Annotated in this window: 19 protein-coding genes and 1 tRNA gene; 17 read left to right on the top strand and 3 right to left on the bottom strand. The window is 34.3% G+C overall.

Annotated features, from left to right (window positions below; genetic code table 11):
• Positions 1 to 52 precede the first annotated feature (52 nt).
• Genes AAYQ19_RS20345 through AAYQ19_RS20270 form a run of 16 tightly spaced genes read left to right on the top strand, consistent with a single transcriptional unit; the run spans position 53 to position 13,421 of the window.
• Complete coding sequence (locus AAYQ19_RS20345; protein ID WP_343538880.1) at positions 53 to 391, top strand: DUF4134 domain-containing protein; 339 nt, start codon at positions 53 to 55, stop codon at positions 389 to 391.
• 12 nt (positions 392 to 403) lie between these two features.
• Entirely contained in the window at positions 404 to 718 is a 315-nt protein-coding gene (locus tag AAYQ19_RS20340; protein WP_343538879.1) for a DUF4133 domain-containing protein, read from the top strand.
• 33 nt (positions 719 to 751) lie between these two features.
• On the top strand, positions 752 to 3,220 hold the full coding sequence (locus AAYQ19_RS20335; RefSeq protein ID WP_343538878.1) for a TraG family conjugative transposon ATPase: 2,469 nt from the start codon (positions 752 to 754) through the stop codon (positions 3,218 to 3,220).
• 12 nt (positions 3,221 to 3,232) lie between these two features.
• Complete coding sequence (locus tag AAYQ19_RS20330) at positions 3,233 to 3,916, top strand: conjugal transfer protein TraI (protein ID WP_343538876.1); 684 nt, start codon at positions 3,233 to 3,235, stop codon at positions 3,914 to 3,916.
• A 14-nt stretch (positions 3,917 to 3,930) separates the two neighbouring features.
• A complete protein-coding gene (locus AAYQ19_RS20325) occupies positions 3,931 to 4,551 on the top strand; it encodes a hypothetical protein (RefSeq protein ID WP_343538874.1) in 621 nt (206 codons plus the stop codon).
• Between the two features lie 4 nt (positions 4,552 to 4,555).
• Positions 4,556 to 5,191: a TerB family tellurite resistance protein gene (locus AAYQ19_RS20320; RefSeq protein WP_445709704.1), complete on the top strand. Its 636-nt coding sequence runs from the start codon at positions 4,556 to 4,558 to the stop codon at positions 5,189 to 5,191.
• 4 nt (positions 5,192 to 5,195) lie between these two features.
• Entirely contained in the window at positions 5,196 to 6,395 is a 1,200-nt protein-coding gene (traJ, locus tag AAYQ19_RS20315) for a conjugative transposon protein TraJ (RefSeq protein WP_445709703.1), read from the top strand.
• Positions 6,396 to 6,426: 31 nt separating this feature from the next.
• Positions 6,427 to 7,035, top strand: coding sequence for a conjugative transposon protein TraK (traK, locus tag AAYQ19_RS20310; protein WP_289877145.1), 609 nt, complete (start codon positions 6,427 to 6,429; stop codon positions 7,033 to 7,035).
• A 6-nt stretch (positions 7,036 to 7,041) separates the two neighbouring features.
• Positions 7,042 to 7,308, top strand: coding sequence for a hypothetical protein (locus tag AAYQ19_RS20305; protein ID WP_343538872.1), 267 nt, complete (start codon positions 7,042 to 7,044; stop codon positions 7,306 to 7,308).
• A gap of 4 nt (positions 7,309 to 7,312) precedes the next feature.
• On the top strand, positions 7,313 to 8,587 hold the full coding sequence (traM, locus tag AAYQ19_RS20300) for a conjugative transposon protein TraM (protein ID WP_343538871.1): 1,275 nt from the start codon (positions 7,313 to 7,315) through the stop codon (positions 8,585 to 8,587).
• Between the two features lie 15 nt (positions 8,588 to 8,602).
• Positions 8,603 to 9,451: a conjugative transposon protein TraN gene (gene traN, locus AAYQ19_RS20295; RefSeq protein ID WP_343538870.1), complete on the top strand. Its 849-nt coding sequence runs from the start codon at positions 8,603 to 8,605 to the stop codon at positions 9,449 to 9,451.
• 28 nt (positions 9,452 to 9,479) lie between these two features.
• Positions 9,480 to 10,283, top strand: coding sequence for a hypothetical protein (locus tag AAYQ19_RS20290; protein ID WP_343538869.1), 804 nt, complete (start codon positions 9,480 to 9,482; stop codon positions 10,281 to 10,283).
• 28 nt (positions 10,284 to 10,311) lie between these two features.
• On the top strand, positions 10,312 to 11,355 hold the full coding sequence (locus tag AAYQ19_RS20285) for a hypothetical protein (RefSeq protein ID WP_343538868.1): 1,044 nt from the start codon (positions 10,312 to 10,314) through the stop codon (positions 11,353 to 11,355).
• A 10-nt stretch (positions 11,356 to 11,365) separates the two neighbouring features.
• Positions 11,366 to 11,650 (top strand): hypothetical protein, encoded by a 285-nt coding sequence (locus AAYQ19_RS20280; protein WP_115887091.1) that lies wholly within the window; start codon positions 11,366 to 11,368, stop codon positions 11,648 to 11,650.
• A gap of 59 nt (positions 11,651 to 11,709) precedes the next feature.
• On the top strand, positions 11,710 to 11,874 hold the full coding sequence (locus AAYQ19_RS20275; protein WP_167443804.1) for a hypothetical protein: 165 nt from the start codon (positions 11,710 to 11,712) through the stop codon (positions 11,872 to 11,874).
• The gene (locus AAYQ19_RS20270; RefSeq protein ID WP_343538860.1) at positions 11,871 to 13,421 is read left to right on the top strand and encodes a recombinase family protein; all 1,551 of its coding nucleotides are present in this window, start codon (positions 11,871 to 11,873) and stop codon (positions 13,419 to 13,421) included. Before AAYQ19_RS20275 ends, AAYQ19_RS20270 begins: the two co-directional genes overlap by 4 nt.
• Here the strand turns inward: AAYQ19_RS20270 and AAYQ19_RS20265 are convergent.
• Positions 13,387 to 13,460, bottom strand: a tRNA-Arg gene (locus AAYQ19_RS20265). The genes AAYQ19_RS20270 and AAYQ19_RS20265 overlap by 35 nt on opposite strands.
• A 113-nt stretch (positions 13,461 to 13,573) precedes the next feature.
• Between AAYQ19_RS20265 and AAYQ19_RS20260 the strand changes: the two genes are divergently transcribed.
• Positions 13,574 to 14,086 carry an adenine phosphoribosyltransferase gene (locus tag AAYQ19_RS20260; RefSeq protein WP_343538858.1) on the top strand — a complete coding sequence of 171 codons (513 nt, stop codon included), beginning with the start codon at positions 13,574 to 13,576 and terminating at the stop codon, positions 14,084 to 14,086.
• A 1-nt stretch (position 14,087) separates the two neighbouring features.
• On the opposite strand, the gene AAYQ19_RS20255 is transcribed toward AAYQ19_RS20260, so the two are convergent.
• Positions 14,088 to 14,738: a response regulator transcription factor gene (locus AAYQ19_RS20255; RefSeq protein WP_343538856.1), complete on the bottom strand. Its 651-nt coding sequence runs from the start codon at positions 14,736 to 14,738 to the stop codon at positions 14,088 to 14,090.
• Positions 14,722 to 15,387: a sensor histidine kinase gene (locus AAYQ19_RS20250; protein WP_343538854.1), complete on the bottom strand. Its 666-nt coding sequence runs from the start codon at positions 15,385 to 15,387 to the stop codon at positions 14,722 to 14,724. Before AAYQ19_RS20250 ends, AAYQ19_RS20255 begins: the two co-directional genes overlap by 17 nt.
• Positions 15,388 to 16,061: the final 674 nt, after the last annotated feature.

Raw genomic sequence — 16,061 nt, 5'->3', positions numbered from 1 at the left:
ATATTCCTCTGCTTTTTAAATAAGTGTATTGAAAACTTTAAAAATGATGGTTATGAAAAAATGCGGATGGAAATTAAAGGAATTAGATGAGGAAAAAGTTTTGTCTTACTGCATACTTGCGTTGTTGTTAGTATATCAAACAAAAATTTATGCCCAAGATGGTGTAGCCGGGATTAATGAAGCGAATCAAAAAGTTAGAAGCTATTTTGATGCCGGAACAGAGTTAATGTATGCTGTAGGCGCAATACTGGGCTTAATAGGGGCAGTTAAGGTTTATCAGAAATGGAATGCCGGTGATCCCGATACCGGCAAAGTTGCAGCGGCATGGTTTGGAAGTTGTGTCTTTCTAGTTGTTGTGGCTACAGTAATTAAATCCTTCTTCGGGGTATAAACGCAAGGCCTTATGAGTAATAGTGTCTACCAGATCAATAAAGGAATTAATCAAAGTATAGAATTTAAAGGCTTAAAAGCTCAGTATATCTGGTATTTGGGAGGAGGTGTTGTTTCTCTTATGATCATTTTTGCAATTCTTTATATCATTGGGCTGCCTTCATTATTATGTGTTGGACTCATTGGGACTGCTGGTGCTATTTTAGTTTTTAAAATATACAAAATGAGTAATAAGTATGGAGAATTCGGCATGATGAAGGCACTAGCGAAGAAGCAGATTCCAAAATGTATTAAAGTTTATAGTAGAGGTATTTTTTTAAAGATATAGCTATAGAACGTTAATAGTAAAAATGAAGAGGAAATGGAGAAGAGGATGGAGGATTTACTGCCGATTATGGCAGTCGAGCATGATTGTATTTTGTCAAAGCATGGCGATGTTACCGTAGCATTTAGAGTAGAATTACCCGAGATTTTTACCTTGTCGGATCAGGAATATGAGGCTTTTCATCAGTCATGGATTAAGGCACTCAAGATATTGCCAAAGTTCTGTGTATTTCACAAACAGGATTGGTTTTTAGAAAAGAGATATAAAGCAGATTTTACAAGTGATGACAGCAGTTTTTTGACAAGAAGCAGTGAAAGATTTTTTAATGAACGGCCTTTTCTGGAGCATACCTGTTATATTATGCTGACAAAAAAACCGCATGGAAGGAAGAATTCAAGTTCTTTATTTTCTAGTCTTATAAGAAATAAAATGGTACCTGAGGAAACTCTAAATAAACAGCTTTTGCAGGATTTTATTGACTGCACCGGACAGTTTAAGAGAATACTGGAAGACAACGGTTTTATTAAACTTACTCGCTTGAAAGACAATTCACTGAAAAGTGAAAGCAGAAAAATTGGCCTCGTTGAACAGTACTGTTTCTTATCTGAGGACGAAGATTCATTTGTTTTTAAGGATATTAAGTTTGATGAAGGTCTCGCAGTAGGAGATAAGCACTGCCAGCTATTTACCCTTGGTGATGCTGCTGACCTTCCTGGTCTTTGTGGATCCAGAATCAATTTTGACCGCTATTCAACTGATAAAACCAAATTCAGTGTCGGATTTGCATCAACTTTAGGGCAGCTTTTGTCATGCAACCATATTTACAATCAGTATATTTTTATTGAAGATGCACAGAAAACTATCCAAAAGCTGGAGAGCAAGAGATTAAGGCTTCAATCACTGTCGGCTTACAGCAGGGAGAATATGATTGCCAGAGATGCAACTAATGATTTCCTGAATGAAGCCGTGTCTCAGCAAAGACTTCCCGTTAAAGCCCATTTTAATGTGCTGGCATGGAGTAGTGATAAAGAAGAATTGAAAGATATCAAAAACAAAGTATCATCAGCACTTGCTCAGATGGATTCAGCAGCCAAACAGGAAACTGTTGGAGCTCCACAGATTTATTGGGCAGGAATTCCGGGGAATGAAGCAGATTTTCCTATGAATGATACTTTTGATACTTTCACAGAGCAGGCAGTTTGCTTTCTAAACATGGAAACTGGTTACAAGTCTTCTTTAAGTCCAACAGGTATAAGGCTTGGAGACCGATTAACAGGAAAGCCTGTTCATGTAGACATTAGCGATGAGCCTGTAAAAATGGGAATTTGTACTAATAGGAATAAGTTTATACTTGGACCTTCAGGAAGCGGTAAATCTTTTTTCACTAACCACATGGTAAGAAGTTATTACGAGCAGGGTACACATATAGTTCTTGTAGATGTTGGACACAGTTATAAGGGACTCTGTGATATGGTCGGCGGCTATTATTTTACTTATGATGAAAAGAATCCGATCCGTTTTAATCCTTTCTATATTTCTGAAGGTGATAATTTGGATACTGAGAAGAAGGAAAGTATTAAAACGCTGCTTTTGGCTCTGTGGAAAAAAGATGATGAAACCTTTAATCGAAGTGAGTATGTGGCGCTTTCCAATGCGCTACAGCTATATTATGAAAAGCTGGATAATGACTCTAGTATTTTTCCCTGTTTTGATACCTTTTATGAATTTTTGAGAAATGATTTTGTAAAGATACTGGGAGATGATAGAGTCAAAGAAAAGGATTTTGATGTAAACAATTTTCTCTATGTACTCCGCCCATATTATAAAGGCGGTGAGTTTGACTATCTGCTTAATGCCACTGAGAATCTGGAACTTTTGAAAGAGCGTTTTATTGTATTCGAACTGGACAATATCAAAGATCATCCAATTTTATTTCCTGTAGTGACGATCATTATAATGGAAGTTTTCATAAGTAAAATGCGCAAACTAAAAGGTGTCCGCAAGATGATTTTGATCGAGGAAGCATGGAAAGCCATTGCTAAAGAAGGAATGTCCGAATATATTAAGTACTTATTTAAAACTGTTAGGAAGTTCTTTGGGGAAGCTATTGTAGTCACACAGGAGGTAGAAGATATTATTTCTTCACCAGTAGTAAAACAGGCTATTATCAATAACAGCGATTGTAAGATTCTGCTTGATCAGAGCAAATATCAAAACAAGTTCGATCAGATACAGGAACTTCTGGGGCTTACAGATAAGGAAAAAGCTCTTGTACTTTCAGTTAATAAAGCGAATGATCCTGATAAAAAGTATAAAGAAGTATTTATTTCCCTGGGTGGAAGGCTTTCGAAGGTCTATAGGACAGAAGTTTCTTTGGAGGAATATCTGGCTTACACGACTGAGGAAAGCGAGAAGGTAAAAATGAACGCCTATGCTAAAAAGTTTGAAGGTGATATAAAAAAAGGTATAGCTGCAATGGCGCAAGATATAAGAGATGGAATTTAAATGAAAGAGAAAATGAAAGCAAAATTAATTACCTGCATGATATGTCTGCTGCTTATCGGCAATCCTGCAAGATCTGCAAATAATACAGTGGCGTTGCCAATACTGGAGATCGTTAAAGCAGTTACCAAGAAAGTTATTAAAGCAATTGACCTCAGAATTCAAAAACTGCAAAATAAGACAATCTGGCTTCAGAATGCCCAGAAAAAAGTCGAAAATGTATTGTCTAAATTAAAGTTGGATGAAATTTCTGATTGGACCAAAAAGCAGAAAGATTTATATCAGGGTTATTATGAAGAACTGGCAAAAGTAAAATCTATTATAACTTACTATCAGAGGATAAAGGATATTACAAAGAAGCAGACAAAACTAGTTGAGGAATATGAAAGAGCCTGGAATCTGTTCAAGCAGGATTCTCACTTTAAAGAAAGCGAAATTCAGTATATGGAACGCGTTTATTCAGGGATTCTAGAGGAGAGTGTCAAAAATATTGACCAGATCTTTTTAATTCTGGATTCTTTCTCAACGCAGATGAGTGATTTAAAAAGATTGGAGATTATTAATAAAGCTGCTGATCAAATCGATTCCAATTATGATGATTTGACACTTTTCAATCAGCAGAATGTAATGCTAAGTCTTCAAAGAGCAAAAACTGAAACAGAAGTAAATCAGGTTAAACAATTTTACGGAATTCCGTAATAAAGGAAAATATTATGAAAAAAGTAATTGTATTACTCTTTGCTGGGGTTGTTTTAAATCAAGGAATTCACGCACAGGCCAAGCAGAGAAAGGAGCTGCTGTTGCAGATTGCTGCACTTCAGGTTTACATGGATTATGCTAAAAAAGGATATTCAGCTGTTTCCAAAGGTCTGAATTTCATTGGTGATGTAAAGAGAGGAGAAGTCAATTTTCATGGTGATTATTTCGCTTCACTTTTGAAAATTAATCCCAAAATAAAGAACTATTATAAAACAGCAGAGATTATCTCATTGCAGTTTAAGATAATGAAAATGTATAAAAGCACTTATATCAAACTCAAGACTGATGATTTATTTCAGGGAAATGAGCTCGATTATATTGAGCGTTCTTTTGAAAGACTACTAGAAAGCTGCAATGAAACTTTAGATCAGCTTCTGGTTCTTACTACTGATTCAGAACTGGAACTTAAAGATGACCAAAGGATAGAGCGTATAGATGAGCTATACAAAACGATGGTTAGTAATTACGATTTCTGTTTGTCTTTTAGTAATGAAGCAAAGTTATTGTCATTGTCAAAATCTAATGAAAATAGAAGTGCTGAATCCACACAAAGTATTTACGGACTTAAAAATTAACGCCATGAAAAGGATATTGATTTTAGTATTTCTGGTTTCTTTTGGATTTATCCCAAGCAGCATCAATGGACAGTCGGCAGAAATCCAGCAGCTGATCTTAAACATTGAAAAACTCTCGCAGTTCAAAAAGATTCTCAGCGATATGAAAAAGGGTTATGAACTGCTTTCGGGAGGTTACAAAACAGTTAAAGATATGTCCGAAGGCAACTTTAATCTTCATAAAACATTCTTAGATGCCCTTATGCAGGTAAGCCCAACGGTCAAGAATTACAAAAGAATAGGAGATATTGTAAACTATCAAATACTGTTGGTAAAAGAAAGCAAAAAAGGATTGAACAGGTTTTTAAAAAGTGAAAGTTTCAGCCAGCAGGAGATCAACTATTTTGAGAAAGTTTATGGAAACCTTTTGAACCAGAGTTTAAGAAACCTTGATGAACTCACTATGGTAATTACAGCTGATAAGCTAAGAATGTCTGACGATGAAAGGCTTCAAGCAATTGATAATATTTATATGGAGATGCAGGATAAACTTTTGTTTTTGAGAGACTTTAATAAATCATCAAGCATATTGGTATTGCAGAGAGCAAAGGAAAAGAAAGATGTATATGCTTCCAAAGAACTTCTTGATTTAAAAAATTAAAACGATGAACATATATAAATCTTTTAAAACAGTGCTTTTATTAACTGGTGCAATGATAGTACCTTTTGCTGCAAGTGCACAGGGACTCGGCGATAATATGCAGAGTATGCACTCGGTTTTAGATCAGCTTTATGATGAGATGATGCCCTTGTGCAGTAATCTTTTGGCTGTAGGGCAGGGGATAGCTGGTTTTGGGACAATTTGGTATATAGCTTCCCGAGTCTGGCGTCATATTGCAAATGCAGAACCTATTGACTTCTATCCACTTTTCAGGCCTTTTGTTATTGGATTCTGTATTATGATTTTTCCATCTGTACTGGCACTTATTAATGGGGTAATGAAACCAACTGTTACAGCCACTGCAGCGATGGTGACAGGATCTAATAATGCTGTTGCAGTTCTTTTAAAGGAAAAAGAAAAGGCTATAAAAGAAACCGATCCATGGAAAATGTATGTTGGTTCCACAGGAACAGGAGATCGAGACAAATGGTATAAATATACTCATGATGAGGATCCTTCCGATGAGAGCATGCTTGCAGGTATAGGAAACGACGTAAAGTTTGCCATGGAAAAGGCCTCTTATAATTTCAGAAATTCTGTAAAAGAATGGATGAGTGAAGTACTGAGAGTATTGTTTGAAGCTGCCGCTCTGTGTATTGACACACTTAGGACTTTTCAATTGGTAGTACTCTCCATACTTGGCCCCCTTGTATTTGGCATAGCGGTCTTTGATGGATTTCAGCATACTCTCACCGTTTGGCTGGCAAGATATATCAATATTTATTTATGGCTGCCAGTTGCAAATATTTTTGGAAGCATCATCGGTAAAATACAGGAACTTATGCTGAAACTGGATTTATCACAGGTGGAGTCAACGGGAGATACTTTCTTCAGCAGGACTGATATGTCATATCTAATTTTTATGATTATTGGGATCATCGGCTATTTTACTGTCCCATCAGTAGCTAATTACATCGTTCATGCAGGTGGGGGCGGAGCCTTAGGGCAGAAAGTTACTGGTATGCTTAGCAGTACTACTAATTCAGTTATTACAAAAACCTCGCAAGGCGCTGGTATGGTAATGGACTCTATGGGAAATGCTGCAGGTCAAATGTCACAAAGCATGTCTTCATCGGCTGGTAATACTCCGTATTTCAAAGAGAAAGGAAATTACATGAACGATAAGCTAAAAGGAAATTCATAGTAACCTAAAAAGATAAAAGATGTTTACTAAAATGAAAAATATAGATACTGCATTCCGATATGTTAGAGGATTTACAATGCTGGTAATTGCAGGTTGTATTATTATCTGCTGTTACACACTTTATAAAAGCTTTGAGTCTGTAGCTCTGATGCAGGACAAGGTTTATATTCTTGCCAATGGGAAAGCTATGGAAGCATATGCATCAGATCGAAGGGATAATGTACCTGTGGAAGCAAGAGATCATGTAAAAACATTTCATAAATTTTTCTTTACCCTTGATCCTGATGATAAAGTAATTAAAACCAATGTTACAAAAGCTCTTTATCTGGCTGATGACAGTGCAAAGAGAATTTATGATGATCTAAAAGAGAATGGTTTCTACTCTGGAATCATTTCAGGAAATATAAGCCAGACAATCCAGATTGACAGTATAACTATAGATATCAAAGAATACCCGTACCGCTTTCAATGCTACGCCAAACAAAGCATAATAAGAACTACCAGTATTTTGAAAAGAAGCCTTATAACCCAAGGAAGCCTTCGTAATGTATCTAGGAGCGACAACAATCCACATGGTTTTTTAATCGAACGATGGAATACCATCGAAAACAAAGATTTAACTGTTGAAAATAGAAAATAGACAGCTATGAAACCATTAATTAAAAAGCGAGAAGAGCCATTTATTTACAATAAGCATTACTTATCTGCACAAGATAAGTGGGTGCAAAAAATGGAATCTTTAACGGGCAGACTTTCTAAAAGAGCCATCACTTATCTGCTGGTTCTGTTTACTGTTTTGGAGGGAGGGTATTTTCTCTATAACATTTACGCGGCGTTCTCAAAGAAAAATTCTGAAATAAATAAAAACCCGGCAGCTATTTCAAAAATTAAAACAATCAATTTTAAAAAGTAATGTCATGGTGCAAAAAATAATATCACTCAAAGAATCTAAAAGAAGAAAAATGCTTTTAGTTCTGCCTCTTATAACACTTCCTTTTATAACCATATTATTCTACATTTTAGGTGGTGGAAGAATGGAAGCAGAAACGGCTAAAAGAGAAATCAAAAAAGGATTTAACTTTAATCTTCCCATTCCTAAATTTAAAGAAGATTCATCACTCGATAAAATGAGTTACTACGACCAGGCGGCAGTAGATTCGATCAAATTGCTGGAACAAATAAAAAAAGACCCTAATTACTCGAATCAAAAAATAGTAGAAGGATCAATAGATGATTTTACGGATAATAATTTAGTAAGAGCACATAGTGAATTTAATACATCCTCTTATCAAGATGCAAACGAACAGAAAGTTTATCAAAAACTTAAAGCACTTCAAAAAGTAATCAACCAACCTGCTGTACCTGATAATTATGGTCAGGATATGAGGGAGTTTGAAAACTACGGGTCATCAAAAGGTGAATCAGATGCAATAAAAAACTTAGTGCAGATGATGTCACAAATGGGCACTTCGCAAGAACCTGATCCAGAACTAAAACAACTCGGCGGTATGCTTGAAAACATTCTGGATATTCAGCATCCATCACGTGTACAGGAAAAGTTAAAGAAAGCTTCTGAAATAAACAAAGGAAAAGTTTTCACTGTCAGCCCTAAAAAAGAAGCAGATAATACTACTTCTCTACAGCAAAATACAGCACCTCCAGATCTCTTAAAATCTAACTCATTTTATTCAGTTGAGGAAAACTTAAATTCGGAACAGCAGCAGAATTCAATAGAAGCAATAATACACGAGACACAAACTATTGTAAACGGGTCAATTATAAAATTAAGATTAAAAACTGACGTATTTCTCCAAGGCATACTTATTCCTAAGAACACTTTTTTGTATGGCATTGCATCTTTGAAAGGAGAAAGGCTGGAGGTTAAAATTAATAATATCCAGTATCGAAATTCAATTTTTCCTGTTGAACTCTCTGTTTATGACTTGGATGGAATTGACGGAATCTATATTCCGGGAGCAATAAGCAGGGACGTAGCTAAAACTTCTGCAGACCGCTCTCTTCAAACTTTAGGATTAAATGGAGTTACCGACTCTTGGGGCGCGCAGGCTGCAGAGTTGGGAATTGAGGCAGCTAAAAGCCTTATGAGCAAAAAGGTTAAACTTATAAAAGTTGTGGTAAAGGCTGGATATCAAGTTTTACTCTACGATGAAAAACAAAAGAATTTGAAATAATTAAATCTTAAAAAAATGAAAAATAATAATTGGATGAATTTGGTCTTCCTGCTTTTAAGTGTACTGTCTGGCTATTCACAATTGATAAATAGAGCTGTTGATTTCAATCAGGATCAGTTTAAAAATGTGCAGATTGCTTATTCTAAAACAACAAGCATAGTGTTTCCTTATGCGATAAAAAGCATAGATAAGGGAAGTCCGGATATTTTAATGCAAAAGGCGAAAGGAGTAGAAAATATTTTACTGCTGAAAGCGGCAAAGCAGAATTTTAAGCAGACCAATATTACTGTAGTTACAGCCGACAGCAGGTTATATGTTTTTGTTCTGAATTATGATGAGTTATGTCCGGATTTAAACATTAAGGCTGACAATAGTGCAATTGTAAATAATGATATTTTGTTTTCGCTCGATAATGAAAATCAAAAGAAAATTGAACAGTATTCTAAGCTTGCTTTGTTGAAAAAGAAAAAAATAAGCGGTTTAAAGAGTTCAAGGTTTGATATTAATCTTAGTGTGAACGGCATATTTATTCATCAGGATGTTCTTTACTTCAGACTTGTTTTAGGTAATATTTCAAAGATAAATTACGATATAGACCAGCTTCGTTTTTTTATTCGAGATCAGAGAAAATCTAAACGTACTGCTTCACAGGAAATAGAAATGCTTCCGCTTTTTTCAACTTCCGACTCCATGCTTATTCCAGATAAATCTGAAGTGAATTTAGTATGTGCTTTATCAAAGTTTACTATCCCTGAGAAAAAATATCTCACGATTCAACTTATTGAAAAGAATGGTGGCAGACAATTAGAAATAGACATCAAGAATAATGATCTAATTGATCTTGATATTCTTAACAGCTTTTAAAAGAATAATAACTTTAAAATAATTTATCATGAATCAGAAAAATTTAGAATTCCTAAAAGATCAGTTGAAATATACTGGATTTGGAGAAACGTTCGATCAGGATCTGAAAGAAAAGATGCTAAAAGGAGAGACAGAGTTTAAGATTATAAAAGAAGGTGTTTATGGAAAAGATGCAATGACTGCCGAACTGAATTTTAAAAAATCCGACCAAAGTGATCTGTACTTTTTTAATTCTTATCATGTGAATCTTAAAAAAGTAGAATCAAAAGAAGGATTAGAACAGACTTTTTATATTAATAGCAACAGCAGTAATATTACCCTTAAAGAAGCTTATAATTTAATGGAAGGTCGTTCTGTAAATAAAGATCTTAAAACGAAGGAAGGTGAAGTGTATAATTCCTGGTTAAAAATTGACTTTAAGGAATCCGAAAGCAATGGAAACTTTAAAATAAATCATTACCATCAAAATTATGGGTACGATTTGGAAGCAAGTTTAGCAAAACATTCTATAAAGGAACTTGAAACACCTAAATATAAAGAAGATCTTTTAAATTCACTTAAAAAAGGTAATCTTCAGTCTGTAACTTTTGTTGTTAGTGGAGTAGAAAGCAAACAGTATGTAGAGGCAAATCCACAATTTAAAACTGTAAATGTTTACGACGATAATTTAGAAAGGATTAATCATCGCGAGAGCAAGGATCAAAAGCAGTCGGAATCGAAAGAAAAGTCAGCTTCGAAAGAACAATCCCAGAAGCAGGATATTGATGATGAACCTGATCAGAGGGAAAAGAAAACTGCTGCCCATAAAAGAAAGGCAGGTAAATCTGTATAGAAATTCTTAACCTCTAAAGTTTAAAATTATGAATAATGAGGTTCATACAAATAGACTGGAGTCAGAGATTGCTGGGTGGAATTCAAAAGAAGACCGACTGAAGAAACTTTTTAAATCAAGTTCATCGTTAGAAAATTCTCTATTAAAAGAGAAACTAAGGTTCTATGAAAGTATTTTATTGAAGTACAAGAATACAAATCAATTAGATGAACGTACTGCATTGCAGATTATAAGAAACGAACGAAACACTTTAATTACGAAAATTTATCCGGACAGGTTTCGGCAGTATTTCTATAAACTAATGAGCAAATTTGTTGTAGAAAAAATCAATGCTCAAAAAGAAAGCAGAGAGGAGCTAAAAAGCAATCAGTTGCTTACAGATAATCTGGAACGTGCTGGCTTTAAAAATGCATACAATAAAGTTGATAGGTATATGAGGCTGGGGCAGGATAAATTTACTGTTCCAATATCTTATTATCTTAATGAGCACGACCAGATGAATCATTCTCTTCATTTTATGAAAAATGAGCAGGGACATTATGATTTTAAAGGTTTTAACTCTAATCTCCATCATCAGAATGGTAATAACGAGAATAGGCAATACTATTTTAATGTTGACGAGGTAAAAGCTTTTAATTCAGAGCAGGCTTACGAATTACTGTCAGGTAGAGCAGTTTTAACAGCAGGGACTTGGAAACAATTAGACTTTAATCAAAAAGGAGTTGATAATAATTATCAATTAAAAGAATTTCATGAATCATATGGCTTCAACATTGAAAAAAGTGTATCTGAATTATGTCTGAAGACTTTGGGTCAATCGGAAATCAATTCTTTACTAGATTCTCTTAAAGAAGGCAGAAGAGAAGCAGTGACTTTAACTAAAGAAGGAAAGGAATGTAAGGTCTATATCGAAGCTAATCCTCAAAATAAGTGTCTGAATATCTACAATGAAAACCTAAGGAAGGTGACAATTGAAAGTTTGTTTAGAGTTAAAAGGGACGTCTCTTTAAAATTACAATCAAGTTTAAAATGTCAAGATATCAAAGTCAAAAGTAAATGCAGAAAAATATAAAATAAAGACTATGGAAAATCTTAAAAGCTTACTGGACTTCTTTTCTGCAATTGAAAATGATTTTCGAATTAGTTCCACTCATATTGCAATTTACGCCGCACTGCTAAAGTATAGAGTTGAAAAAGGTTTCGTGAATCCTATACAGGTCTATAGACATGAAATAACTCCTTTGGCAAAAATTTCTTCAGCTTACACTTATCATAAATGTATTCAGGAATTGAGTAGTTATGGATATATAAAGTACGAGCGGTCGTTTAAGAAAACACAAGGGAGTAAGATTTATTTTTTTGAGTAATGTATTAATAAAAAACTAAAGCCCTTTTAAGGGCTTTTTTGATATAAAATATTTTAGAGATGGAAGATGAAGAGGAAAACACAAGAGGAAAAATAACTCCAGAGAAAGCTATGAATATGTTAAACTCTGAGGGTATGAATGTTACAATCGAAGAAGCAACTGAAATTTTGCTATTTTTACGAAAAATGGCTCATGTAGCCGTATCTAAATTTTTGGAATCATGAGTATAATAGCAGATTTATACATACGTGTAAGCACGGACGAACAAGCAGAGAAAGGTTATTCCCAAAGAAATCAGGAAGAAGTTTTAAGAAAATATTGCTCAATAAATTATATTGAAGTGCGTAACGTTATTTATGAGGATCATTCCGCTAAGACGTTCAACAGACCACAATGGAATAAACTTTTGCTTAATTTAAAAAAGCAAAAAAACACAACTGATCTGGTCTTGTTTACTAAATGGGATCGTTTCAGCAGAAATGCAGGAGATGCGTATCAGATGATAAGTTTATTGAGAAAGTTAGGTGTAGAGCCTCAAGCGATTGAGCAGCCTCTTGATTTGGCAATTCCAGAAAATAAAATGATGCTGGCTTTTTACTTAGCGGCTCCTGAAGTTGAAAACGATCGAAGAGCTTTAAATACCTTTCATGGTATGAGAAGAGCAAAAAAAGAAGGAAGATATATGGGGATTGCGCCATTTGGATATGCAAATAAATCTAAAGAAGATGGAAGTAAATATATTGCACTAGTAGAACCTGCCGCCTCAGTTATGCGCTGGATATTTGAAGAACTTGCTAAAGGAATATTTAATACAGAGCAAATATATCATATGGCATGCAGGAGAGGATTTAAAAGAACTAAAAATAACATGTGGGGCTTGATTAGGAATCCTGTTTATTGCGGTAAAATATTTATACCAAAGTATAAAGATGAAGAAAGTAGATTTGTCACAGGACAGCATGAGGCACTTATTACCGAAGGACTTTTTTATAATGTGCAGGATATCCTAGATGGAAAATCACGTCTTTACAGACCCAAAATTAAAACTGTCATCGATTTCCCATTAAGAGGTTTTTTTATCTGTCCAAAGTGCCAAAAGAAGCTTCAAGGAAGTAAATGTAAAGGAAGACATAAATACTATCATTATTACCACTGTGAAGCGCGATGTAAGTTTAGAATTAACTCTGAAATCGCTAATGAACTTTTTATTGAAGATCTCAATAAGTATCAACCAATAGTTGAAGTTAAGAAATTATACAGCTCGATTTTATATGAAACACATCGTGATCTCGCAAATAATGCCGGCGAACAGAAAAGAAGACTTGTCGAACAGATAAAAGATTATGAGCTCAGATTAAGCAATGCAAGAGATCTTCTTCTTACATCAAAAATTGAAGCTGATGATTATAAGCTGATGAAAGATGACTATGGTGCACGAATTGCAAACCTTGAACGTGAGCTATCAACAGTTACTAAAGATAAGCATAGTATTGAAGAGCTACTGATAAAGGGGGTTGACAACCTTATCAAACTTAGTGATTCATATTTGAAAAGGGATTTGTCCGATGCAAGAAGCCTAATTGGTTTAGTTTACCCCGAAAATTTCACAATTCACGAAAATAAAGTACAAACCGCTAGAGTGAACAAAATAGTGGAGTCTATTTATCTCATTAACAAACAGTTAAAAGCAAAAAAAAACGGGACAAAAGATGATTTTTATCTTTTGTCCCGAGAAGTGACCTCGACTGGATTCAAACCAGTAACCTTCTGAGCCGTAATCAGATGCGCTATTCAGTTGCGCCACGAGGCCATTTTTGCTACAATCAGCTAATTTTCGTAGCTTTGTTGATTGCTTATTGCGGGTGCAAAGATAGACATAAATGTGAGATAAACAAGAGAAAAATTAGATAAAAATAAAAAAAAATGAACATGGAAAATTATATACGTGATATTCAGGACTTTCCTAAAGAAGGAATTTTATTTAAAGATATCACGCCTTTGCTAAATAACCCTGAAGCGCGTACAAATTGCCTCAAAATTTTAGTTGATTCTCTAAAAGAACAAAAAATTGACAAAGTGGTAGGAGCAGAAAGTCGGGGATTTTTCTTTGGAATTTTATTGGCACAAGAATTAAATGCAGGTTTTATTCCAGTAAGAAAACCTAAAAAGCTTCCATTTGAAACGATTTCGGCATCGTACGAATTGGAATATGGTTTTGATAGTCTAGAAATGCATACAGACGCCATAAAGAAAGGAGATCGAGTATTGGTCCATGACGATGTTTTAGCAACAGGAGGAACCGCAAAAGCCGTTTGTGAACTGGTAGAAAAACTAGGTGGCGAAATTGTACAATGTAATTTCCTGATGGAATTATCCTTTTTGAATGGCAGGGAAAAAATTAAAGATCACCCAATTTTTGCAGCGCTTACCTATTGATTCACACCAAGACAATTTTGTTTTTTACAGCATACAATACAAGCCCAATACGAGTTTTGATCTCGAGTTTGTCAAATAAACATTCTCGGTAACCATCAATGGTCTTTGGGCTTAAACACATTTCGGATGCAATTTCTTTATACGTTTTTTCAGTGCAAGCGTGCTTTATAAAAACAATTTCTTTCTCTTTTAAATTTATTTTTTTCGAATCGTCGTTTGCCTTTTTAACTAGCATTCCAGAAACGAGTTCGGTGAAATAAAACCCTTTTTCTATCACAGATGTTATAGCATCTTTGAAAATTTCGGGTGAGGTATCTTTTAGCAAATAACCTTTGGCGCCATTGGTAATCATTTTTATAATGACTTCTTCGTCATCGTTTACTGAGAGTGCAATGACTTTTAAATCGGGTTTGTTCTCTTTGAGCCATTTCATTGTGCTTACACCGTCTAAAACAGGCATATTGACATCTAATAAAATCAAATCGACTTCTGTGTCTGGATGATCATTCAAAAACGAAAGAAAAACTTTTCCGTTTTCAAATCGGTTAATGACTTCAAAATCTTTAAAACTGTTGATTAAAAGTTCTAATGATTGTGAAAAAAGCTGATGATCATCGACTATAATAATTTTTTTGTTAGTGTTCGGTTTCATTGGTTTGGGTTAAGGGATATTCTAAGATTACGGTTGTTCCAGACGGAGATGATTCCATACTTAATTGCGCACCAATTAATTTGGCTCTTAACTTCATGTTGTTTAAACCCAATCCAGAGTTTATTTGAGTACTGTCATAACCAATTCCGAAATCCTTTATTTCTAGACGAAAAGAGGCATCTGTGGTCGTGCTATTTACTTCAAATAAATCGCTTCGAGAATGTTTTAAACTGTTGTGGAGGGCTTCCTGGAATATGCGGTAGATAAATAAGTCGTGTTCTTGGCTGATTATTGGGGCTTCTCCGGTTAGATTGAATTTGTAATCAATCTTCTTTAATTTTTTTATTCGCTCTAAATCAAGTTGTATGGCTTGGATAAAATTGATCTGCAGTAAATTATCTTTATTGATAATGCGGGATAAAATTCTGATTTCATCTAATGATTTGGTCAATATTTCTTTAAGATCGTTTAGCTCTTGCTCTTTGAGCGGTTTGCCGCTTGCATGATACATATTGAGCTGCATTATCGCTACAGAAATAATCTGGCCAATATTATCATGAAGCTCTTTGCTGATTTCACTTAATGTCTGATCCTTTATTTCGATTCGGGTTTTGATTAATTCGGATTGAAAGTAGAGCTCAGATTCCATCTTTTCAACCAAATAATTGTTTTTCTTCTTCAAAAAATAAAAGAAAAGAACCAATAGGATGACAAGCAAAGTTAAAAAAACAATACCTAATGAAATGACTAATAATTGTATTTCTTTTCGCTCCATAAAAATCCAATAATATAACAGCTGTGTGCTAAAAGATTCAATAAAAAAACTACCAGACTAAAAATGGATTCATCGTGTTTGATCAAGAACCAATTTAGTGCAAGCATAAAGGGCAGAAAGGGTACATGAAAAACCAATATTCCTAATATGTACCAAAAGAATACTGATTTTTTAAAATTTAATATTTTGTCCGAATTAAAAATTTCAACCAAATATAAACAGGCCAATATCATAATTATTAAAACGCCAATAGCGAAACTATAAGTATAAGAATGATTTGTATCTTCTTTAAAATATAAAATATTCAAAAAGTAAGAAATGATAAACAGCAAAAAACAAAGTAGCGCTATTAATCGATGATTTACTTTTAATAATAAACTTCGCAGAAGTAATATATAGGCAGAAAAACTAACGAGCATATAAAAATTGAAAACGTAGTAATTCAATAATCCAGTCCATTCTGTGAAATAATAGCCAACCTTTTCAATCACAGCTGAAAACCAAATTAGAACTACTAAAAATTTAGCCCTATTGCTTGGAAGTTTGTG

The organism is Flavobacterium mesophilum, from assembly GCF_039581405.1.
In the GTDB taxonomy this organism is placed as follows: domain Bacteria; phylum Bacteroidota; class Bacteroidia; order Flavobacteriales; family Flavobacteriaceae; genus Flavobacterium.
This window is presented reverse-complemented; position numbering and strand designations above follow the sequence as displayed.

Bases quoted from the DNA above. Each gene is read 5' to 3' on its own strand.
- traM (WP_343538871.1), top strand. From the start codon at position 7,313: ATGGTGCAAAAAATAATATCACTCAAAGAATCTAAAAGAAGAAAAATG.
- AAYQ19_RS20305 (WP_343538872.1), top strand. From the start codon at position 7,042: ATGAAACCATTAATTAAAAAGCGAGAAGAGCCATTTATTTACAATAAG.
- traN (WP_343538870.1), top strand. From the start codon at position 8,603: ATGAAAAATAATAATTGGATGAATTTGGTCTTCCTGCTTTTAAGTGTA.
- AAYQ19_RS20335 (WP_343538878.1), top strand. From the start codon at position 752: ATGGAGAAGAGGATGGAGGATTTACTGCCGATTATGGCAGTCGAGCAT.
- AAYQ19_RS20275 (WP_167443804.1), top strand. From the start codon at position 11,710: ATGGAAGATGAAGAGGAAAACACAAGAGGAAAAATAACTCCAGAGAAA.
- AAYQ19_RS20340 (WP_343538879.1), top strand. From the start codon at position 404: ATGAGTAATAGTGTCTACCAGATCAATAAAGGAATTAATCAAAGTATA.
- AAYQ19_RS20320 (WP_445709704.1), top strand. From the start codon at position 4,556: ATGAAAAGGATATTGATTTTAGTATTTCTGGTTTCTTTTGGATTTATC.
- AAYQ19_RS20285 (WP_343538868.1), top strand. From the start codon at position 10,312: ATGAATAATGAGGTTCATACAAATAGACTGGAGTCAGAGATTGCTGGG.
- AAYQ19_RS20250 (WP_343538854.1), bottom strand. From the start codon at position 15,387: ATGGAATCTGAGCTCTACTTTCAATCCGAATTAATCAAAACCCGAATC.
- AAYQ19_RS20280 (WP_115887091.1), top strand. From the start codon at position 11,366: ATGGAAAATCTTAAAAGCTTACTGGACTTCTTTTCTGCAATTGAAAAT.
- AAYQ19_RS20325 (WP_343538874.1), top strand. From the start codon at position 3,931: ATGAAAAAAGTAATTGTATTACTCTTTGCTGGGGTTGTTTTAAATCAA.
- AAYQ19_RS20255 (WP_343538856.1), bottom strand. From the start codon at position 14,738: ATGAAACCGAACACTAACAAAAAAATTATTATAGTCGATGATCATCAG.
- AAYQ19_RS20260 (WP_343538858.1), top strand. From the start codon at position 13,574: ATGAACATGGAAAATTATATACGTGATATTCAGGACTTTCCTAAAGAA.
- AAYQ19_RS20290 (WP_343538869.1), top strand. From the start codon at position 9,480: ATGAATCAGAAAAATTTAGAATTCCTAAAAGATCAGTTGAAATATACT.
- traK (WP_289877145.1), top strand. From the start codon at position 6,427: ATGAAAAATATAGATACTGCATTCCGATATGTTAGAGGATTTACAATG.
- AAYQ19_RS20270 (WP_343538860.1), top strand. From the start codon at position 11,871: ATGAGTATAATAGCAGATTTATACATACGTGTAAGCACGGACGAACAA.
- AAYQ19_RS20345 (WP_343538880.1), top strand. From the start codon at position 53: ATGAAAAAATGCGGATGGAAATTAAAGGAATTAGATGAGGAAAAAGTT.
- traJ (WP_445709703.1), top strand. From the start codon at position 5,196: ATGAACATATATAAATCTTTTAAAACAGTGCTTTTATTAACTGGTGCA.
- AAYQ19_RS20330 (WP_343538876.1), top strand. From the start codon at position 3,233: ATGAAAGCAAAATTAATTACCTGCATGATATGTCTGCTGCTTATCGGC.